The following is a 20,728-nucleotide window of genomic DNA, read 5'->3' as shown; positions in this document are numbered from 1 at the left end:
CCGCTCAGAGCATCCGACGCAGGATGCGCTCCTTGACCTGGCTGATCGGCGCGTAGGCCACGCGCATGGTGTCCATCAGCAGCGACTTGTCGAGCACCGCCTTGGTGTGCGAGAAGGTGTCGATGGATGCCGCCGAGTGGTAGGCGCCCATACCGCTCTCCCCCACTCCCCCGAAGGGCAGTTCCGGAACGGCCAGGTGCGCGATCGGCAGACCGAAGCCCAGACCGCCCGAGGAGGTCTCGGTGGTCAGGCGGCGCTTGGTGGTCTCGGATTCGGTGAACCCGTACAGCGCCAGCGGCTTGTCGCGTTCGTTGACGAACCGGATCGCCGCGTCCAGGTCGGGCACCCGCACGACCGGCAGGATCGGCCCGAAGATCTCCTCGGCCATCACGGGCGAGTCCGGATCCACGTCGGCCAGGACCGTGGGCGCGATGTAGAGGTCCCCACGGTTGGTGCGCCCGCCCGCGACGACCTTGCCGCTCTCCAGCAGGGCGCTGAGCCGGTCGAAGTGGCGTTCGTTGACGATGCGCCCGTAGTCCGCGCTCTGGGCGGGGTCGGAACCGAACATCTGGGTGATGGCGGCGGCCAGCTCCCGCTGGAGCGTGTCCGCCGTGTCACCGATGGCCAGCACGTAGTCCGGGGCCACACAGGTCTGCCCCGCGTTGGTGAACTTGCCCCAGGCCAGACGGCGGGCCGTGGTGGCCAGGTCCACGCCGGGCTCGACCACCGCAGGGCTCTTGCCGCCCAGTTCCAGGGTGAGGGGGGTCAGGTGCCTGACCGCCGCCGCCATGACGATCCGGGCCACCGCCGAGTTCCCGGTGTAGAAGATGTGGTCGAAGCGCTGCTCCAGGAGGGCGGTGCTCTCGGCGACACCGCCCTCGACCACGGCGACGGCCTGGCTGTCCAGGTAGCGCGGGATCAGGTCGGCCAGCGCAGCCGAGGTGGCCGGGGAGAGCTCGGAGGGCTTGACCACGGCCGCGTTGCCAGCGGCGATCGCCCCGACCAGCGGGGACAGGGCCAGGTTGACGGGGTAGTTCCACGGGCTGATGATCAGCACCGCGCCCAGGGGCTCGCGGACGCGGCGGGCCCTGGCGGGGGCCAGCGCCATCGGGACGGACACCCGCTGGGGGCGCAGCCAGGAGGCCAGGTGTCTCAGGGTGTGGTCGATCTCGTTGACCACGAACCCGATCTCGGTGGTGTGCGCCTCCACGGAGGGCTTGCCCAGGTCGGAGCGGAGGGCCTTCTCCAGGGTGGCGCGTTCCTCGGTGAGCAGACGGCGCAGCGCGCGCAGCTGGGCGCGGCGCCAGGAGAGCGGCTTGGTACGCCCGCTGTCGAAGGTGGCACGCAGCCGGGACACGATCTGGGGGATCTCGGTGATGAGGGTGAGCGGTTCGGAGGCGTTCGTGTGAGCCATGGCCCAAGAATAAACGAAAACGTTTCGTTTCCAAATGCCGTCTCGCATACGATTCGAGTATGACGACGGACCATCTGCCGGAGGCGTCCGCTGGTTCCGCCCAAAGGGGCCGGCCCCGCGACGCCAGCCGGGATCGCGCGCTGATGGACGCCACCCTCACCGAACTCCAGCTGCACGGCTACAGCGGTCTGACCACCGCCGCCGTCGCACGTCGGGCGGGGGTCTCCACCGCCACCCTCTACCGCCGTTGGCGCTCCAAGGAGGACCTGGTGGTGGGTGCCGCCCGGGCCTGGGCGGAGAACCTGGGCCCCGACCACGACCACGGAAGCCTCGCCGCCGACCTCGGCGTGCTGCTCCGGGACAAGGCCGCCGCGTTGGAGGGCCCCTCCGGCCGTCTGTTGCGCGCGGTGCTGGGCGAGGCCGCCCACAACCGGGCCCTGGCCGACGTGCTCTTCGACGCCTTCGTGATCCCCCTCCAGGGCCGGGTGCTCGCCCTGCTCGACCGGGCGGTCGAGCGCCGGGAGATCCCCGAGGTGGAGGACCCCCTGGTGGTCGCGGAACTGGTCATCGGCCCAATGGTCAGCCACACGTTCCTCGTGCCCCCGGAGGCGGGCGGCGGACACGCCGCCACCCCGGGCGCGGACATCGCCGAGCGCCTGCTCCCCTACCTGCTCAGAGCCTTGGGCGCACGACGAGGATGAGGGAGCGCGCGACGCCCCGGATCAACTCACGGCCGTCCTGACCAGGTCGACGATGGCCTGCTCCGCCCGTTCGCCCAGCTCGGTCACGGCGTGGGCCGTGGGCCATCAGGCCGCCCTCGTCGTCGAGGTCGGCCTCCGTGGTGAACCCGAGACCGGAGTGGCGTCCTTTGTCCGCCTGCCCCGCTGCGAAAGAAGCACACGGCCCTGCCCTTCCCAGCGTAGGCGGGCTGCCCGCACCACAGCGTGGGTGACAGTTCCGCGGCGTGTGCGGTGACGATCGCGTGGATCCGCTCAGCCACCGCGCGGTCGGCGGTCTCCATCTCCTCGGCCCTGGCCAGCACGTCGAGCTCGGCCGTGGCCGCCTTGTTGCCGCGGCCAAGCTCGGCCTCCTTCCTCAGCTCGGCGGAGCGCTGTCTCATGGCCGCACGCTCATGCTCGGAGGAGCCGCCCGCCCCCGCGGTGCCCCTGTCTCCGTTCATGGAGGTCTCCCCTGTGTCCGATGGCCCTTGGTGACTCACACGCTGGCCAGGACCGGCCCCGGGGACTTCTCGACTCCTGACCGACACGGCCTTCCGTGGACGGGGATCGTGTTCGCGTCGGGCGTCGGCGCCGGTAAGGGAACCCCCGCGAACCCGAGGAGCGGGAGGCCCCGAGTCCGGCGACCAGGGATCCGCCCCGCCCGCGCTGAAGCGCGCCCACCAACCGCGGCCCCGTACCGGGCCCGGCGGCCACGGGGTTGTACCGGCCCTGGCCTGGGGAGGACGGTGGCGACCCACCGCACGACGCCGACCCGAAAGACGGAGGAACCCTTGTTGCGCTCACCGATCCTCGACTACCTCGACGCCATCATCGAAGACACCGAGCACGTGGTCTCGGGCGCCCGGGCGGACTACATCCCGGAACTGGCCTCCGCCGACCCGGACCGGGTGGCGGTGGCGCTGTGCACGGTGAACGGGACCGTGTACGCGAGCGGGGACGCGAACCACGAGTTCAGCATCCAGTCGATGTCCAAGCCCTTCGCCTACGCGCTGGCGATCGAAGACCACGGCCTGGAGTTCGTCCTCGACCGCGTCGGGGTGGAGCCCAGTGGCGAGGCCTTCAACGAACTGTCCCTGGACCCGGAGACCGGCAGACCCCGTAATCCGATGATCAACGCGGGGGCGATCGTCACCCACGCTCTCGTCGGCGAGGACCACCGCCCCGCCGCGGACCGCGTCCTGGGGCTCTTCTCCGACCTGGCGCAACGGCCGGTGGAGGTCGACGAGGGGCTGGCCGCCTCCGAGCTGGAGACCGGGGACCGCAACCTCGGTCTCGCCTACCTCCTGCACGCCTCCGGAGGTCTGGAGCAGGACCCCGCCGCGGCCGTGGCGGGGTACGTCCGCCAGTGCTCGGCCAACGTCACTGTGCGTGACCTCGCGCTCATGGCCTGCACCCTCGCCAACGGCGGCGTGCAGCCCAACACCGGCCAGCGGTTGTTCGGCAGGCGCACCACCCGGTACCTGCTGAGCGTGATGGCCTCGTGCGGCATGTACGACGCGGCCGGTGACTGGCTCACCAGCGTAGGAATCCCCGCCAAGAGCGGCGTGGCCGGGGGCATCCTCGGCGTGCTGCCCGGCCAGGTCGGGGTCGCGGTGTTCTCCCCGCGTCTGGACGCGCATGGCAACAGCGCGCGCGGCGTGGCCATGATGGAGAGGCTGTCGAAGGACCTGGGCCTGCACCTGATGGAGCCCGGCAGACCCGCCCGCTCGTCGCTGCGCGAGACCCGCAAGGAGGTCGTCGACGGCGAACCGGCCACGGTCTACGTACTCCAGGGCGACATGGTGTTGAGCAGTATCGAGGCCCTGGTGCACGAACTGGTCGAGAACACGCCCTCGACCCACCTGGTGGTGTTCGACATGAGCCGGGTCGACGAGGTGCTGCCGGTGGCCCGCCGCACGTCCGCCGCCATGACCGCCAAGCTGGTCGACACCGGCCACCGGATCATCCTGGTGGACCCGGAGGAGACCGTCCCCGAATTCCAGGACAGCCGAGGCCGCGCGGTGGAGCGCTGGACCCCCGAGCGCCTCGAACGGAGCCAGCTCCAGGGCGGATCCTGAGCCCTATCCGCACCGGCCACGCCGTGGCGGGCCCACACCGGACGTGATCCACAACCCCACCGCACCACTGGACAGACCTTCGAAACCATGTTCGAATTGACCGCATGCGCTGGGAGAACCTCCGAGAGGGAACCAAGAACACCGGGCAGGGGTCACTGTTCGAACCCGCCCCGACCCCACCCGAACGCGGCACCGGGCGGGCCGGTCTGGGCACCCCCGCGCCGGGGCCGGTCCTGGCGGGCCAGGACGGCGAGGCGGTCGCCATCGAGATCCAGGCCCGCAGCATCATCAACCGCGTGCCCGGCGACGACCCGATGTTCCGGTGGACCATCAACCCCTACCGGGGCTGTTCGCACGCCTGCGTGTACTGCTTCGCCAGACGCACCCACGAGTACCTCGACCTCGACAGCGGCCGCGACTTCGACACCCGCATCCTGGTCAAGGTCAACGCCGCCGAACGGTTGCGCGCCGAACTCGCCCGGCCCTCGTGGCGCGGCGAACACATCGCGATGGGCACCAACACCGACCCCTACCAGCGAGCTGAGGGCCGGTACCGGCTGATGCCGGAGATCATCGCGGCGCTCCGCGACACCGCCAACCCCTTCTCGATCCTCACCAAGGGCACCCTGGTCCTGCGCGACCTCCCCCTCCTGGAACAGGCCGCACAGGTCACGAGGGTCGGCATGGCGGTGTCGGTCGGCTCCGTGGACACGAGTGTCTGGCGCACCGTGGAGCCCGGGACCCCGAGCCCCCGCGCACGGCTGGGCGTGGTGCGCGCGCTGAGCGAGCGCGGGCTGGAGTGCTCGGTGCTCATGGCCCCGATCCTGCCCGGGCTGACCGACTCAGCGGAGCAGATCGAGGAGACCGTCGCCGCCATCGCCGAGGCCGGGGCCACCCGCGTCTCCCCTGTCGTACTGCACCTGCGCCCGGGCGCGCGCGAGTGGTACCGGGCATGGCTCACCCGGGAGCACCCGCGCCTGCTGCCGCTCTACCGCGAGCTCTACGGACGAGGCTCCTACGCCTCCGACTCCTACCAGCGGATCGTCACCACGGCCGTCCGCGAGGTCGCCGCCAGACACGGCCTGAACAGACCCGGGTCACCCCGGGACGCCGAGAGGCCGTCCGAACCCTCCGCGCCCCAGGGGCAGCTTTCTCTGGACCTGCCCACGTCGGCCTGAGTGCGAGGCAGGTCTGACACACCGGCGTCGAGGTGGCGGCCACGACCCGGCTCGGTGCGCGGGCGCCGACCCGGTTCCTCTTCGGCTGAGTGCACGCTGACGCACCGAACCAGAAAAGGAGTTCGCGCGAAGCGGCAGATCGGGCCGGACCTGACAGTCAAGGCCCAGGAGCAGCCACGCACGAAAAGCCCCTCCCGCCGAAGCAGGAGGAGGCAACAGGCCCAGGGAAGGTCAATCCCCAAGCGCAGAGAACTGGTTCACCGTGACCACCGCCCACACCGTCACGCCGGCCAGGACCACCCACACTGCCCACATCACCCACAGGGCCCAGTGAGAGCCCACAGCCACCGTGGCTGCGGCCAGAGCGATCGGGGTCATCCCGGTAGATGTCATCAACAGGCCGGTTGATCGTCGGGCTCGTCTCAGGTCCTCGTCCATGAGGAGATCTTAGGAGCGTCGTTCGGCTTCTAGGTCCGGCCGCGTTCCAGTCTTCGTCTGCTTTGCGATGATCTGTGTCGCGGCCAGGCCGGGGGCCGGCTCGGCGGCGCGTCGGACCGGGACCGCTGTCGACGAGCGACCCTGCGCGGAGCCCCGTGACGCTCGGCCGAGCGACCCCCGCATCCCGTTCAGGCCCCGCCGCCCGCTCAAGGCTCCTTTCCCTCAGCCCATGGAGACCGCCCCCGGGCAACGCGCCGCAGGACACGGGTAAGCGGCGGCGCCGGGTTCGGGACCGCATGATGGCGGATGGAGCCAGGACCCCGGAGCCGGAGGAACCGCAATGCGCGAGCGTGACCCCAACCAGCCTCTGACCGTGCGGGTCGGTCACCGCGAACTCGTCATCCGGCGGCGTTACGAGGTGTTCAGCATCCTCAACGACGTCCTGATCGCGCTGTGGTTCATCGCGGGCAGCATCATGTTCCTCTTCCAGGACCTGATGACCGCGGGAACCTGGTGCTTCCTCGCTGGCAGCCTGGAACTGCTGGTCCGGCCGCTCATCCGACTCGGCCGACACCTGCACCTGTCCCGGGTCCGGGCGGGCACGCGCCGCTCCGGGATGGCGCCCGAGACCTCCATGGACTTCTGAGCGCGGCCGGGTGCTCGGCACACGCGGGACCCGCGCCCCGAGCCGGTCAGCCGCCGCCCGTCCGCCCAGGGGCGTAGACGGCGGCAGGAGACGGGCTCAGTTCGTCGGGGCCGTGGCGCCCGAGCCAGAAGCCGTCAGCACGAGGTGACCGGGCGCCACGGACCCCACTCGTTGGACTCCGAGGGGGAACTCTCCGAGTTCCACCACGCGGCTTCGTACTCCTTGCCCTCGTGCACGACACGGGCGCCCTCCGGGTAGGTGGCGCCCTCGGACCAGCCCCCGGAGGTACAGGGAGCGGCCTGCTCCTGCTCCTCCTGCCGGGGCTCCTCGGAGTGCTCCTGGGTCGGCGGAGCGGCGGCCTGCCCTTCCTCTCGATCGTCCTCGGTGCCCGTGTCCTCCTCCTGCCCGGCGTCCTCCTCCTCGTCCTCCTCCGGCCCCGTGGAGATCACGAGCACCACGAGTGCGCCCTCATCGACCACGGCCCCCGGGCCGGGGGTGTGGCTCTCGACCTCGCCCGAGGGCCGCTCGGACTCGGCGGCGTCCTCGACCCGGGACTCCAGGCCGAGTTCGGCCAGCGTGTCGACGGCCTCCTGTTCGGAACCGCCGACCAGGTCGGGAACGGTGACGCCCTCCACGACGGTGAGCACCACGGCGGCGTCGTGGGGAACGGTCTCGCCCTCCTGCGGGTCACTTTCGGTGACCGTTCCAGCGGGCAGGCCCTCGGACGGCTCCTGCACGACCTCGACGTCGGTGAATCCTTCCTCTTCCAGGGCCTCGCGCGCGTCCTGTTCCAGGGAACCGACCACCTCGGGCATCAGGACGGTCAGCGGTCCCGCGGCCACCGACAACCGGACTTCGGCCCCCTCCCCCAGCTCGCGACCGCTCTCCGGACTGGAGGCGGTGACCAGCCCGGCCTCGACGTCGTCGCTGCGCACGTCCCTGTAGGTGACCTCCAGGGCAACCGGTAGTTCCGCCAGAAGGTCGGATGCCTCTGCGGGGGAGAGCCCGACCAGGTCGGGCATGAGCGCGCCGCCGGGCTCGGCGCCCTGTTGGGTGAGGGCCCACAGCGCCGCTCCCCCGACCAGGGCGACGACGAGGGCCAGGGCGGCCCACAGCAGCGTGCGGCGGCGAGGCGGCGAGGTGCCCTCGGAGGTTCCCCGGTCGGCGGGGGCCACACGTGCCACGTGTCGGCCCTCGGCCGGGGGCAGGGATCGGACGGTCTGACCGAGCAGGGTGCGGTACTCGGCCGCGTCGGCCGGGCGTTGCCGGGGGTCGGGGTCGCTCCCCCGGGCCACCAGGGCGCTGATCGCCCCGCCCACGGCGTCGCGCCCAGCGAGGGAACCCTCGGCGTCGGTGCCGGTGACCATGGCCTCCAACAGGGTGGCGACGGCGGCGACGTCGTCCTCGGGGCCGAAGACGGCCCCGTCCCGGCCCGGGCCGGTCGGGGCGGTCAGGAGCAGGAGGCCGACACCGCCGTCGTCGGCCAGGGTGACGGTCCGGGGTCCGATGTGCCCGTGGACCAGGCCCTGTGCGTGCAGGACCTCCAGCGCTTCGAGCAGGACGTCGACGATGTCGAGCGCCTCGCGGCGGGAGACTCTCTCCTGGAAGCGCTCACCGATCAGGTCGTCCACCCAGGCGCCGTGGTGGGGCTCGGTGACCGCGTACGCGGTGCCCTCGCGCATCCCCCCGGACAGGACGGATGAGAGGACCGGGTGGCCGAGTTCCTCGAAGGCCCGCAGGCGCTCCCGGAACTTCCTGGTCAGGTCCGCTCCGTCCGCGCCGCCGACATCGAACAGCTCCACACGGACAGGGTCGCCGGTCTCGGTGTCGTCCGCTTCCAGCAAGGTGGTGCGCGCGGAGAGCTGACGCTCGTCGTGCACACGGAAACGTCGCCGGAGCGTCTCGTTTCCGGGGGTTTCGGGGGAAAGGGTCACCATAGGAGGATTTTAGGTTCACTGCGAAGCTTCGAATCCCCGGCCCGACCGACACCGAGGCCCCTCCCCGAGCCGCCTGAGGTAGAGTTCCTCCCTTCATGTTCCGCGCGAAATGCCGTATCGGCACTTCAGGGTGCGCACGGACGCCCGGGACGGCCACAACCGAGACGCGCACGGGAAGGGCCGGGCCGTGTCGACGCCGACCGGGACTCTGGGGAACAACACACGAGGTCCGGGCCGCGCACAACGCCTCGGGCCGCGCGAACCGCGATCACCTGCGAGAACAACCCCTCCGAACAGAACCCCGGACCGATCGGTGGGCCCTTGGTCACGTCTTTCGGCACAGGAGGGTTCTGTTCTCGGAGCGAGAGCGCCGTGCTTGTCGAAATGCACGACGTCGGCGCACCTTTACCTTGTAGATTTCTGGCGACGCACCATCTCGTTGATCCACACCGGCGCGAACGGGGTCAGACAGCCCGGCGGGGTCGGATAGTCCTTGAGCACCTCCAGGCGCTCACCGATCCCCACGGCCCGCTCCCGGTACTCGGCGTGGTCGATGCCGATCCGCGCCAGACAGTTGTTCATCTCCCACTGCAACCGGTCCGGGGCGGAGGCCATCTCCCCCTCGATGGTGTCCAGCAACCCCGACAGATCCAGGCCCTCGGGCCGCTTCCCCACCCGTTCGGTGGTCAGGGCCCACCCCGCGCTCGCGACCACCGGGTCCGGATCACCGAACCAGGCCAGGCGCAGCGCCTCGGCGTGCGGGCCCTTCTTGACCACGTAGTTCACCAGCCAGTCGTGCACCTTGGGGGTGCGCGCCTCGCGCAGCATCGCGTCCAGGTCGTCTCGGCCGAACTGCCGGGGCCGACAGACGAGGAGGGCGAGCAGCATCGCCGCGCCGTCCCCGGTCCGCCAGAGCTCCACCGCGAGGTCCTGCTGCTTCCCCAGCCGTTTGGCCACGGCGCGCAGCTTGCCCAGGTTCACCCCGTGGTCGTCGCCGTGCCGCGCGTTCACCTCACGGATCCGGGCGTCCTCCAGCCCGGCCAGCTCGGCCATCGCCTCGTCCACCGTGGTCTCAGCCATCACGTCTCCCCTCCCCCACTCGACGCGTCCAATCTATGCCGCAGGTCAGACCACTCCTGGCGTCCGTCCGAGGAGGGGCCTGGAGCAGCACTGCGGCAAGGCCACCTACGTTCCGTCACCCCCGTGCGGCTTCCCCTGGTCCCCAAAGACGTCCTCGTACCGGAAGGTTCGTTCGCGGGTTCCACCCCCGAGGTCTTCGTTACGCTGGAAGGTGAGAACGAACGTGTGGGAGATGCCAGGGTCCACATAGTCCTGTGAATCGTCCGCCGAGTCCCTTGAGCCCTTTCTCTCTGGAAGTTTCACGGACGGAGGATTAAATTCGAACTCCAGCCAGTCGCCCTTGTTCAGGTCCTTGATCTCGAAGTTGCCCACAGCAAGATCGGTGGCACGCCTGTCGATGGTGACCTTGTGCGCGACTTCGTCACCGTGGTTGGTGATTCGGCCCCACCTGGTACCGCGGGCATTGGAGGAGCAGTCTCCTTCGTAACCAGGGGTGAGCTGGAGATCCACATGACAGGTACGCGCGACTGCCGTGGCCCGTTTCTCGGCTCTGACGGCCAGGGCGTGAGCCCGTATGGAAAGACAAAGAGAGACGACCGCTGCCAGCACGGATAGAGCCGCGAAGACTCCGGAGAACGTGGCTACTTCACTACTCATGCGAGAACAATAGCGCTCGGACAGCCCGCGCCCCGCTTGAACCCAGCTTCGACCCATCTCCGCGGTGGTCACAGAAAAGGAACTGCGCAAACGCGGGGCGTTATCGCCGCATCTCCAATTTGAAGCAGCACGCCAGCGGCCATCCCCTGTCACGCCCTGACGAGTCTCCGCCCGCTCGACTGCCGAAGCGACGACCTCTCCGAAGTGCTCTGACCTCGCAGCCGATCGCGTGCGTTGTCGATAACGGTCCTGCTCCTGGGAGAGATTCCGGATCCGAAGCCCTTTCGGGGGCCGTCATTCTGCGACGGAACCCGAGAAAGGTCGCCTTCACCGAGTGAGGCGGTCATCCGCTCCCACAGCTTCGGGTCCAGGGCGGCCTGCTGCACCGCCGGGGAGGGTGCGGCCGGATCGACGGCGGGCTTCGGCTTAGGCTCGTGCACGAGTTCGTCCGGCACCGAGCGGCAGAGCCGTCCGCAGATCACGCAGGTACCGCCGGGGGTGTTGCGCACGGTCGGATGGTGGGGGCAGGTACCAGCGGCTCTTCCCTGGCCGTCGACCAGGAACCGTTCCGGACGGGCGAACGGGTCGGCGTCGTCCGCCACCGGCCACGCGGGTGGGGAGGCCTCCGCCCCGGCGATCCCTCGGCCCAGCGCACCGTCCAGGAACGCGCGTGCGGCTTGCATGTCGCACAACCGCCGCATCAGCGCGGGGAAGGGACGCCGTAAGCGTTCCGCCCCCGAGAGCAGCACCCTGATGTCGGCCACACCCAGCCCCTGGCGCAGGAGTCTCTCCACCGACCGCGCCAACCGGTTCCGATCCGTCACCGGGTCGGTGAGCAGCGCAGCGGGAATATGGGCGATCATCTCCAACCATCCACCCCTGGGCCTTTGTCCCTTTTGTTCACCTGTGCCTGAGGTGCCACGGACGGAATCGCCCACCCCCTCATCAGAACCGTTCCCAGGGGAACGGTCTGTGGGTCGATCTGAACTGGGGGTGGGCTCAACCTGAGCTGGGGTACGGCGGCCCCTCAACGACGGCCGGGTCTTCGGGGTGAGGGGCTCCTCCCCCAACCGGGCCCGGCAGGCGTTGATCTCCTCCAGCACCGGATCGGGATAATCCTCGGCGGGAACCAGGAGCTCCAGGACACACGGCAGGTGATGGGACGAACGGCCCCGGGCGATGTCCCGGTCGAAGAACGCGATGGTCTCCGAGCGGTCCAGCTTGCGGACCACACCGGCCTCGACCAGGTCGTCGATGGCTCGCTTGAGACTGCTGACGCTGAGGGTGCCGCCGGAGCGTTCGGCCAGGTTCTCCAGCAGGAAGTAGCACCACCGCCCGTCGGCGTCCACCACGTCCGCGATGGCCATCAGGGCGGGTAACGAGCGCAGGGTGGGCAGCACTCCCCTGCGGAAGACCTGCTGGACCCAGATGGCGAGAATGAAGCCGATCCCCTTGAGGGCGCCTTGGGGGCGTTTGCGCGGCGGAACGAACCCGACCAGGTTGCAAGATTCGGAGGTGCCGGAGGGGGGCGAGGCGTTAGACTCCATGATGAGTCGCCTTCCTTGTTAGAGGGGTGGGGTGGCTCAGTCGACCAACCTGTTTGTGCAGGCGTCGGCCACGACCCGACCTGGTGTTGTCGCACCGGGTCGGGTCTTTCTTGTCGTGACCCACGCTAGCGAGTCGAACAGGAGTTCGCGGGTTTTATCTCGAATCCGCAGACGCGATCAGAGTGAAATGCGAACCTCGCCCCATTTCGCGAAGGCCCATTTCACCCGGATCTGGTTCAGCTCCCGGGTGCATCGGGTGAGCGCGGCATAGAGCCCCGTTCCAGCCCCAGGGTCCGACGACGTTGCCCGGAGCGTCGATCAGCGGGGTGGCGTCCCACTCCAGGCTCTTGGCACCAGCCGAGCGGAGAACGCCGTGTCGGGGAGCACCGCGCGAAGACCCGGCACGCGTTAGCGGGGGCGATGACACCGACGCGGCCTCCCACCCAACGCTCCGACACCGCGGGAACGCACCCGTAGTCCGTTCTCCATGCTTCACTGCCGGAAAGAGCAGTACAACACGACCCCGATATCCGGGACCGCCACCAGGATTCGTGCGATCGGGGGGAATTGCCGTGGACGGCCCGGCGCCGCGCGAACGCGGAGTTCGGCGCCGGACACGAGCCACATCGCCGGTGTGAATACACCCCCCGGTCAGGGGTCTGTGGGCTCCACGGGCGATCCACAACGGACTCAACCGAATCCGGCGGCCCGGGTGAACCCTGTGCGTTGTTCAGGGAAATAGGTTGGCGGAACCCGGATCCCGCAACCGGTGCACGCAGAAAGGAACGCCGCCCGGGATTCCCTCAGGGTGAATCCGGGCCTCCTCCGGAATGGTCGGCCTAGGAAGGTTCGCCGGGTCCGTGGGGAAGCGCCGCCGCCACCAGGTCGGCCGTGAACCGTTCGACCGGGGGGAAGCCCTCCAGGCCACCGGAGAAGGCCTCGAAGAAGCCCCGTTGAAAACAGGCTCCGACGAGGAGGGACGACACCGCTTCGGGGTCGGTGTCCGGCCGGATCCGCCCGAGGTCGCGTTCGGCCCTGAGGTAGTCGGCCAGGGCCCGGTTGACGTTGAACGGACCGGCGCCGCGCTGGAGCATGTTCTCGCGGTGGCGCCGGAGGAGTTCCGGATCCGCGAACAGGGAACCCAGGAGCGGGGAGCCGTGCTCGAAGAACCGGACCGCTTTTGCCGTCACCTCGGTGAGGGTCTCGCGCACCTGACCGTGTCCCACCCGGGTCGGCAGTTCCGCGAGCACGTCGACGAAGGGGGGAAACCGGTGGCGCATGACCGCCAACAGCAGGTCGGTCTTGTCGTCGAAGTGCTTGTACAGGGTCGCCTCGGAGTAGCCGGCGACCCGCGCGATCTCCTTGGTCCTGGCCTGCGCCAGTCCGGAACGGCGCAGAACCTCGGCCGCGCTGTCCAGGATGCGCTCACGCGTCTCCTCAGCGGTCGCGCGGCGCCGCTTCCCGGGCAGCTCGTCCATCCGTCTCCCAGCGTGTCTTCTCCGGTGCCGTTCCCGCGTCGCCGTACGAGGACAGCAGGCGGTGGCAACGCACCAGCTCCCCCGTGACGTAGGACCCGACGAAGAAGACGAGGATGACGGATCCGAAGGCGACCCACGCGAGCACACCGGCTCCGGGGTCGGTGATGTCCGAGGCACGAGTGTACAGCCACCACGCGGACGCGGACGTGCACGCCAGCCCGGCGAGCAGGGCGGGCAGGCGCCCGGAGCCCACTGCGGCGACGGTGTGGAGGGCGACCATCGGGGCCAGGAACATCCCGAGTTCGAAGTCGCTGAGGACGAAGGCGGTGTAGGCGGTGGCCGTGACCGTGAGGGTGGCGACCGGATGCGTCCGGCGCCAGAAGAGCGCGGCGCAGCCCACCACCACGAAGGCGAAGGCCCACGGTTCGGTGTGCTGTGCCGTGTTCCAGCCGTCGACGGGGTTCAGCGGTTCGCCGTCCAGGGAGCCGTAGGCGTCGAGGAGTTCGATCGCGAGCACGACCCCGGCGATGAGGGCGTCGACGACGCGGGGACGCGTTCCGGTTGGAGTGGGGGGCATGGGTTCCTCCGGTAGTAAGTACTTACTCACCAAAGTAGGCTCGGAGTGGCGCCTCTGGCAAGGACCGCACCGTCACCGCTACGAGGAGAAGGGGCGGCGGGCCCCTCGGACCCGCCGCCCCTCATCCCGCGCCGTGCTACCTCGCCGGGAGGATACGGCCGGTGACCTCTCCGAAGTCGATCCTCGTGCCGTCCGGTCCGGGCGCGGTGGCCGTGATGGTGACCTCGTCACCGTCCTCGAGGAAGGTGCGCTCCGTGCCGTCGGGCAACCGGAGCGGCTCCTTCCCGGACCAGGTGAGTTCCAGGAAGGAGCCGCGCTGGGTCGGCTCGGGGCCGCTGACGGTCCCGGAGGCGTACACGTCACCGGTACGCAGGGAGGCGCCGTTGACGGTCATGTGCGCGAGCTGCTGCGCGGCGGTCCAGTACATCTCGGAGAACGGCGGCGTGGAGACCAGGTGCCCGTTGAGCCGCACCTCCAGGCGCAGGTCCAGGCCCCACGGCCCTGACCCCCGCAGGTAGGGCAGCGGCTCGGGGTCCTGGGCGGGCTGCTCGACCCGGGCGGACTCCAGGGCGGCGACGGGCACCACCCACGGGGAGACCGACGTGGCGAACGACTTCCCGAGGAACGGGCCCAGCGGAACGTACTCCCAGGCCTGGAGATCACGGGAGGACCAGTCGTTGAGCAGGAACACCCCGAACACGTGGTCGGCGAAGTCGTCCACCGCCACGCGCTCCCCCATGGGGCTCGGCGTACCGACGACGAATCCCACCTCCGCCTCGATGTCCAGGCGCACCGACGGCCCGAACACCGGGACGGGCTCCGTCGGAGGCTTGCGCTGGCCGGTGGGACGGACGATGTCGGTGCCCGAGACCACGATCGTGCCCGACCGACCGTGGTAGCCGATGGGCAGGTGCTTCCAGTTGGGGGTGAGCGGTTCCTGCTCGGGGCGGAAGATGCGCCCCACGTTGGTGGCGTGGTGCTCCGAGGCGTAGAAGTCCACGTAGTCGGCGACCGTGAACGGCAGGTGCAGGCTCACGGCGGCGCGGTCCACCAGGTGCGGGCGCACGGCGGCCTCGTGCGCGGGGTCGGTGACCCACGAGGTGAGCGCGGCGCGGACCTGCTCCCACACGGGGCGCCCGGCGGCCAGGAGGGCGTCCAGGTCGGGCCCGGAGACGGCTGCGGCGAAGGGGGCGTCGAGGGCGCGGGCGAGGGCCCCGAGATCCAGGACGTGCCCGCCGATGGCCACACCCACGCGGGTGGCGGGGTCGCCTTCGGTGGAGAAGACCCCGTAGGGCAGGGTGGCCGGGCCGAACTGCGAGTCCGGGGCGATGTCGAGCCAGCTGTCGGGCATGGAGTGGTGCTTTCTGCGAGTGGGTGTGGTCAGGCGTGGAGAGCCCCGAGGACGACGAGGTCCTCCAGGGGCTCGGCGATGCTGCACGTGCCGAAGGAGCGGAAGCTCGCCCGGACCCGGGTTGCCTCGGCGGGGGTGAGCTCCCGGGCGCGGCTGGCCAGGGCGGGTCCGTCCCGGTCGGCGAGGACCTTCACTGCCACGCCTTCGCCCCCTCCGGTGAGCAGGGCGTGGGTGGCGAGCAGCACGTTGAGGAATCCGTGCTGTTCGAAGCCCTCCGGGGTGGTGTGGCGGACCGCGTGGTGGAGCCCGGCGGTGCACTTGAAGGGCACCCCCGCGGTGACGGCGGCGTCCAGGAGGGCGGCGAGTTCGTCCTCGTCGGGGTGCGCCTCGGGGGTGAGGCCCCCGGTGCGGAACTTGGCGTGGGCGCCGGTTCCGGCGAGGGCCGCGACGTCGGCGGCGGCGTCCCCGCCCCGGGCGACCTCCACGTAGCCGTCGGTGTCGGGCCCCAGCGCGCTGACCAGGCTGTGGGCGGTGGTGGCCGACCTTCCGGGGGCGGCCGCCACCTCGACACCGGCGAGGTACAGGGCCGGGTCGGAGCGCACCGCCGCGACCGCGGGCGCGACACCCTCGGCCCCGCCGGGGACGGTGACGACGATCGCGAGCGGAGCGTGGTCACCGTCGTCCCGGGAGAGCACCGTGCGCAGCTCGGCCAGGCGGGCGTCCGCCACCAGGAACGGTCCCACGTAGGGCGCCCTGCGGGAGTCCCGGTGCGCCCGGTGCGCCGGGATCGCCTCACCCATGGGCGCGTTGCCGGGCGGAAAGAGCGCGGCGTCGTCGAACAGGGTCCCGTAGAGGGTGTGGCGGGGCTCGGTCATGCCTGCTCCCGCCGCGCCCGCTGGCCCTTGGCCCAGGTCCAGGCGTAGCTGCCGTCGTCGACGGCGGCGCCGCCCTCGCCCAGGTCCAGCGGACGGAAGGTGTCCACCATGACCGCGAGTTCGTCGAAGGCCTCCGCGCCCACGCTGCGCTCGTAGGCGCCGGGCTGCGGACCGTGCGAGTGGCCGCCGGGGTGCAGGGAGATGGAGCCCTGACCGATCCCGGAGCCCTTGCGGGCCTCGTAGTCGCCGCCGCAGTAGAACATGACCTCGTCGGAGTCCACGTTGGAGTGGTAGTACGGCACCGGGATGGCGCCCGGGTGGTAGTCCACCTTGCGCGGCACGAAGTTGCAGATGACGAAGTTGTGGCCCTCGAACACCTGGTGCACGGGCGGCGGCTGGTGGATACGGCCGGTGATGGGCTGGAAGTCGTCGACGTTGAACACGTACGGGTAGAGACAGCCGTCCCAGCCCACCACGTCGAAGGGGTGGGTGGGGTAGGTGTAGCGGGTGCCGGAGATCCCGCCCGGACCGTCGCCCCGGTGCTTGATGAGCACGTCCACGTTCTCCCCCTCGACGACCAGGGGTCCGTCGGGGCCGCGCAGGTCGCGCTCGCAGTACGGGGCGTGCTCCAGCAGCTGGCCGTAGCGCGACAGGTAGCGCTTGGGCGGGGCGATGTGGCTGTTGGCCTCGACCACGTAGGCACGCAGCGGTTCGTCCCCGGTGGGCACCCAGCGGTGCGTGGTGGCGCGCGGCAGGATGACGTAGTCGCCCCGGCCGACCTCCAGCACGCCGAAGACCGTCTCCACCCGGGCGGTGCCGGACTCGACGTACACGCACTCGTCGCCGATGCCGTTGCGGTAGAGCTCCGAGGGGGATCCGGCGACCACGTAGGAGATGCGCACGTCACCGTTGCCCAGCACGAGGCGGCGGGACTCGACGACGTCGTTGGTGCGCCACTCCTCGCCCTGGAAGAGGTCGTGGAGTTTGAGGTGGCGCGGCACCATCGGGGCGTTGCGGCGCAGGGACTGGTCGGCGACCTCCCACTCGGCGGCGTCGACGATCGCCGAGGGGATGGCCTTGTGGTAGAGGAGCGAGGAGTCGGCGGAGAAGCCCTCCTCCCCCATCAGCTCCTCGTAGTACAGGCCGCCGTCGGGGTTGTGGTGCTGGGTGTGGCGGGTGCGGGGCACCTCGCCGACCTTGCGGTAGTAGGCCATCTCCGGTCTTCCTCCTTGGTTGGGTCCGGTGGTCCGTCGGGAGCGGCGCCCTTATGCGGGGACGGTGTCGGCGGCCGGGTGTCCCAGCGCCGTGCGGACCGCCACGCGGACGGCGTCGGCGTCCTCACCCGGGACGACGGCGGCGACGTGGGCGTCGGGGCGCACCAGCCAGACCTGCCCGGGCAGGGGTTCCAGCGCGCGGCGCAGGGCACCGGTCGTGTCGATCTCGTCGAGGTGCAGCGTGGTGACGGGCGCCCGCGTGGCGCCCTTGGCGACGGCGTGCACGGTGGAGCGTTCGGCGCCCTCGCCGAGCAGCAGGGTGAGTCCCTCCCGCAGCAGGGGACGCAGGCGGGCGAGTTCGGGGCGTCCGGGCACGCTCACGGGGGCGTCGGGCAGGATCACGCCGGGGCAGGGCGCGGGGGCCAGCCCGCGCGGTGGACGGCCGCCGAAGGGGCGTTCGGGGCAAGCGGTGGTCAGCGCGGAGTCGGTGTACCAGAACGGTTCGGCCAGCCTCCCGGAGTCCACGTCCGGGTGGGCCGCGGCGTCGGTGACCGCGCGCTCCAGGACGCTGACGCGCCGCTCGTGCTCAACGTCGTCCCGGGGCACGAGGAAGCGCATGGTGGCGCTGGTGACGTCGGCGTTCTCCAGGGCGGCCGCGTGGCGTTCGGTGTGGTAGCTCTCCAGGAGGTCCTCCCCCGCCCAGCCGTCGCGGACGTAGGCGAGCTTCCAGGCGGCGTTCTCGGCGTCCTGGACCCCGGAGTTGAGGCCGCGCGCTCCGAAGGGCGCCACCAGGTGGGCGTTGTCCCCGGCCAGCAGGACGCGTCCCGCGCGCATGCGGTCGGTGACCCGGGTGTGGAAGCGGTAGACCGAGTGCCACACGATCTCGTAGGGGGTGTCCCCGATGATCTGCCGGATGCGGGCGTCGAGGCGCCCGCTGGACTCCTCGGCGGCGAGGTCGAAGTCGGAGGGGACCTGCCAGTCGATGCGGAAGACCGAGTCGGGGCAGGGGTGGATGAGGACCTGACGGCCGGGGTTCCACTCGGGGTCGAAGTAGAAGCGGCGTTCGCGGGTCCAGTCGCCGAGGTCGGCGCGGATGTCGCAGATGAGGAAGCGGTCGTCGAAGCTGGTGCCGGAGAAGTCCAGGCCCAGGTCCCGGCGCACCACTCCGCCGTGGGCGCCAAGACACGCAAGGGCGTGGGTTCCGCGCAGACGCACCGTCCCCCGCGGGGTGACGCACTCGACGGTGACCCCGTCGGCGTCCTGCTCGATTCCGGTGACCTCGTGGCCCCAACTGGTTCGGACCCCCGCCTCGGCCAGGAGTTCGTCGAGGACCTCCTCGGTGCGGGACTGGGAGATGTTGACGAAGGAGGGCAGGGACGAGGCGCCGGGGTCGGGCAGGCGCACGCTGAACAGTTCGTGGTCACGGTAGAAGGTGCGGGCCGTGTCCCAGGTCAGCCCCTCCTCGATGATCCTTCCGCCGCCGAGCCAGTCCCAGACGTCGAGGACGTCGCGTTGCTGGCAGATGGCCTTGGAGCCGACGGCGTCGCGTTCGGGGCGGCTGTCGACGACCAGCACGGGGACCCCACGGCGGGCCAGCAGCAGGGCCGCGGTCTGTCCGACCGGTCCCGCGCCGAGCACCAGGACGGGGTCGGTGCCGGTGTCGGCGGGGGTGCGGGGCGCAGGGGGGCGCATGGTGGACTCCGTTCGTGGGGCGCCCCGTGCGGGCGCGGTCGTGGGTGGAAGCCGGGTGGTGGCCCCGAGCCGGTCAGCCCTGGAGCTGGGCCCAGACCTCGCGGTCGCGTTCGGCGGTCCAGATGACGGGGCGCTCGACGCCGGAGAACTCGTCCCACAGGCGCGAGACGTCGAAGGGCAGGCAGTGCTCGAAGATCGGCCAGTGGCCGTAGTCGTCGACCAAGGCGGCGTGGGTGGCGGTGAAGGCCTCCTTGAGAGTGCCGCCGCGCTCGTGGACGGCGCCGACCTCGCGGATCATCACGTCGAGGAAGTTGCGGGTCTGCTCGATGGCGGCGTCGACCTCCTCGCGGCCCCGGCTCACGGCGCCGCGCCCGCCCACGAGCATCTCGGCACCGAGGGCCTTGACGCGGTCGAGGGTGGCGCCGGCCCAGTCCCTGTGGAAGGCGTCGCCGGTGTAGAGGGCGGCCTGGGCCTCGACGAGGTCCCCGGCGAAGAGGATCTTCTGCTTGGGCAGCCAGGCGACGATGTCGCCCTCGGTGTGGCCCCGGCCGAAGTACTCCAGGACCAGTTCGCCCCGGTCGCCGCCGAGGTCGATGGTGGTGCGGTCGGCGAAGGTCTGGGTGGGCCAGGTCAGGCCGGGGACGGAGTCGGCGTCCTTGGCCAGGCGCGGCATGCGGCCGAACTCGCTGGCCCAGTCCTCCTTGCCGCGCTCGCGGATGAGCTCGTGGGTCAGCTCGTGCGTGAGGATGACGGTGGCGTCGAAGGCGCTGGCGCCCAGGACGCGGACCGCGTGGTAGTGCGAGAGCACCAGGTAGCGGATGGGCTTGTCGGTGTGCTCGCGGAGCTTGGCGAGCCACTCCTTGGCGGCGGTGGGGGTGGCCAGGGCCTCGAAGGCCACCACGAAGTCCTCCCCCTCGATGGCGCCCACGTTGGGGTCCCCTTCGGCGGTGAGGGCGTAGACGCCGTCGGCCAGGACCTCCAGGGTCTGCTCCTTGACCTCGGTGTCGGCGGATGAGGCGAACGGCTTGGCTGCCATGGTCAGACCCTTCACTCGTCGCGGGCGACTGCCGCCGCCCCCAAATGATCAAACGTTTGATGAACCAGACCATAACGTGCTCCACGCCACAGGGCCAAGAGGCCCACGTCCACCAGGGTGGTGATGCAGATCACCCCACCAGGCTACCCACCGTGCCCGTCATGTCACGGCCCGAATCTCCCTCAACGGAGGGCGACCGGGGGACGACGGAGAAGTCACGACGGGAGGAACACCGAACCCGCCCCGTACTAGGCTGGTCGGCGTGACTCACAACACGGCACCCCCCGACGAGCTCACCTTCTGGTCGTTCGTGGACTACGCGGTGCACAAGGCCGAACGGGAACTCCCCACGGTCAACGCCGAGGCCATGCGCATGGTCCTGACCCTCAACAGGGCGACGAGCATGGTCGTCTACGACCTGGAGTCCTCCGTCCACCGTCCCCGGGGATGGACCTGGCCGGGGTTCCGGGTGCTCTTCGCCCTCTGGCTGGCCGGCCCCATGGAGGCCAAGACCACCGCCGAGATCTCCGGCATGAGCCGCGCCGCGCTGTCCGCCCTGCTCAACACCCTCGAACGCGACGGCCTACTCACCCGCGAACGCGCCACGCACGACCGCCGCGCCCTCCAGCTCAGCCTCACCGAGTCCGGGTACGGGGCGATCCTGGGGGTCTTCCGCGCCCACAACCGCCGGGAGAGCGCCTGGGCGGAGGCCCTCGAACCCGAGGAGCGCCGCGAGCTGGTCCGCCTGCTCAACAAGCTGATGGCCGGGTCCACCGACGCGCAGGCCAAGTTCCGCAACTGACCCCTCCCC

18 protein-coding genes are annotated in these 20,728 nt (G+C 70.6%); 5 read left to right on the top strand and 13 right to left on the bottom strand.

The genetic code is table 11. The annotated features are described in order from the left end of the window. Positions 1-4: 4 nt before the first annotated feature. Positions 5-1,414: an aldehyde dehydrogenase family protein gene (locus ADX84_RS12525; RefSeq protein ID WP_049572588.1), complete on the bottom strand. Its 1,410-nt coding sequence runs from the start codon at positions 1,412-1,414 to the stop codon at positions 5-7. A gap of 59 nt (positions 1,415-1,473) precedes the next feature. Between ADX84_RS12525 and ADX84_RS12520 the strand changes: the two genes are divergently transcribed. The 3 genes from ADX84_RS12520 (at position 1,474) to ADX84_RS12505 (ending at position 5,389) form a co-directional block, all read left to right on the top strand. Then, positions 1,474-2,115, top strand: a complete 642-nt coding sequence (locus tag ADX84_RS12520; RefSeq protein WP_082206439.1) for a TetR/AcrR family transcriptional regulator — start codon at positions 1,474-1,476, stop codon at positions 2,113-2,115. Positions 2,116-2,927: 812 nt separating this feature from the next. Continuing rightward, positions 2,928-4,211 (top strand): glutaminase, encoded by a 1,284-nt coding sequence (locus ADX84_RS12510; protein ID WP_049572578.1) that lies wholly within the window; start codon positions 2,928-2,930, stop codon positions 4,209-4,211. A gap of 104 nt (positions 4,212-4,315) precedes the next feature. Continuing rightward, the gene (locus tag ADX84_RS12505) at positions 4,316-5,389 is read left to right on the top strand and encodes an Rv2578c family radical SAM protein (protein WP_049572575.1); all 1,074 of its coding nucleotides are present in this window, start codon (positions 4,316-4,318) and stop codon (positions 5,387-5,389) included. A gap of 231 nt (positions 5,390-5,620) precedes the next feature. On the opposite strand, the gene ADX84_RS26025 is transcribed toward ADX84_RS12505, so the two are convergent. After that, the gene (locus tag ADX84_RS26025; protein WP_156208072.1) at positions 5,621-5,827 is read right to left on the bottom strand and encodes a hypothetical protein; all 207 of its coding nucleotides are present in this window, start codon (positions 5,825-5,827) and stop codon (positions 5,621-5,623) included. A gap of 340 nt (positions 5,828-6,167) precedes the next feature. On the opposite strand from ADX84_RS26025, the gene ADX84_RS12500 reads away from it, so the two are divergent. Continuing rightward, positions 6,168-6,473: a YrhK family protein gene (locus ADX84_RS12500; protein WP_049572573.1), complete on the top strand. Its 306-nt coding sequence runs from the start codon at positions 6,168-6,170 to the stop codon at positions 6,471-6,473. Between the two features lie 134 nt (positions 6,474-6,607). Here the strand turns inward: ADX84_RS12500 and ADX84_RS12495 are convergent, their stop codons facing one another. From ADX84_RS12495 to ADX84_RS12445, 11 genes are all read right to left on the bottom strand, one after another. Further along, the gene (locus ADX84_RS12495) at positions 6,608-8,410 is read right to left on the bottom strand and encodes a PASTA domain-containing protein (protein ID WP_049572571.1); all 1,803 of its coding nucleotides are present in this window, start codon (positions 8,408-8,410) and stop codon (positions 6,608-6,610) included. 405 nt (positions 8,411-8,815) lie between these two features. Next, positions 8,816-9,490 carry a DNA alkylation repair protein gene (locus ADX84_RS12490; RefSeq protein ID WP_049572566.1) on the bottom strand — a complete coding sequence of 225 codons (675 nt, stop codon included), beginning with the start codon at positions 9,488-9,490 and terminating at the stop codon, positions 8,816-8,818. Between the two features lie 105 nt (positions 9,491-9,595). Then, entirely contained in the window at positions 9,596-10,147 is a 552-nt protein-coding gene (locus ADX84_RS26020; RefSeq protein WP_156208071.1) for a hypothetical protein, read from the bottom strand. Between the two features lie 149 nt (positions 10,148-10,296). Then, the gene (locus tag ADX84_RS12480; RefSeq protein WP_049572558.1) at positions 10,297-11,694 is read right to left on the bottom strand and encodes a hypothetical protein; all 1,398 of its coding nucleotides are present in this window, start codon (positions 11,692-11,694) and stop codon (positions 10,297-10,299) included. 839 nt (positions 11,695-12,533) lie between these two features. Continuing rightward, on the bottom strand, positions 12,534-13,172 hold the full coding sequence (locus ADX84_RS12475; protein WP_049572554.1) for a TetR/AcrR family transcriptional regulator: 639 nt from the start codon (positions 13,170-13,172) through the stop codon (positions 12,534-12,536). Continuing rightward, positions 13,132-13,749: a hypothetical protein gene (locus tag ADX84_RS12470; protein WP_049572550.1), complete on the bottom strand. Its 618-nt coding sequence runs from the start codon at positions 13,747-13,749 to the stop codon at positions 13,132-13,134. The genes ADX84_RS12475 and ADX84_RS12470 overlap by 41 nt, the downstream gene beginning before the upstream one ends. Positions 13,750-13,885: 136 nt before the next feature. After that, positions 13,886-15,100: a fumarylacetoacetase gene (fahA, locus tag ADX84_RS12465; RefSeq protein WP_049572547.1), complete on the bottom strand. Its 1,215-nt coding sequence runs from the start codon at positions 15,098-15,100 to the stop codon at positions 13,886-13,888. Between the two features lie 29 nt (positions 15,101-15,129). After that, positions 15,130-15,975: a hypothetical protein gene (locus ADX84_RS12460; protein WP_049572543.1), complete on the bottom strand. Its 846-nt coding sequence runs from the start codon at positions 15,973-15,975 to the stop codon at positions 15,130-15,132. Then, on the bottom strand, positions 15,972-17,189 hold the full coding sequence (locus tag ADX84_RS12455) for a homogentisate 1,2-dioxygenase (RefSeq protein ID WP_049572541.1): 1,218 nt from the start codon (positions 17,187-17,189) through the stop codon (positions 15,972-15,974). The genes ADX84_RS12460 and ADX84_RS12455 overlap by 4 nt, the downstream gene beginning before the upstream one ends. 51 nt (positions 17,190-17,240) lie before the next feature. Further along, complete coding sequence (locus ADX84_RS12450) at positions 17,241-18,881, bottom strand: FAD-dependent monooxygenase (RefSeq protein WP_049572538.1); 1,641 nt, start codon at positions 18,879-18,881, stop codon at positions 17,241-17,243. Between the two features lie 73 nt (positions 18,882-18,954). Next, positions 18,955-19,917: an MBL fold metallo-hydrolase gene (locus ADX84_RS12445; protein ID WP_049572536.1), complete on the bottom strand. Its 963-nt coding sequence runs from the start codon at positions 19,915-19,917 to the stop codon at positions 18,955-18,957. A gap of 262 nt (positions 19,918-20,179) precedes the next feature. Here ADX84_RS12445 and ADX84_RS12440 point away from each other — a divergent pair, with 262 nt between their 5' ends. Then, a complete protein-coding gene (locus ADX84_RS12440) occupies positions 20,180-20,719 on the top strand; it encodes a MarR family winged helix-turn-helix transcriptional regulator (protein ID WP_049572531.1) in 540 nt (179 codons plus the stop codon). The last annotated feature ends 9 nt before the right edge of the window (positions 20,720-20,728 follow it).

This window comes from Nocardiopsis sp. SBT366, from assembly GCF_001083815.1.
Taxonomy (GTDB): Bacteria; Actinomycetota; Actinomycetes; order Streptosporangiales; family Streptosporangiaceae; genus Nocardiopsis; species Nocardiopsis prasina.
The sequence above is the reverse complement of the archived record's forward strand: the minus strand, read 5'-3'. Positions and strand labels throughout refer to the sequence as shown.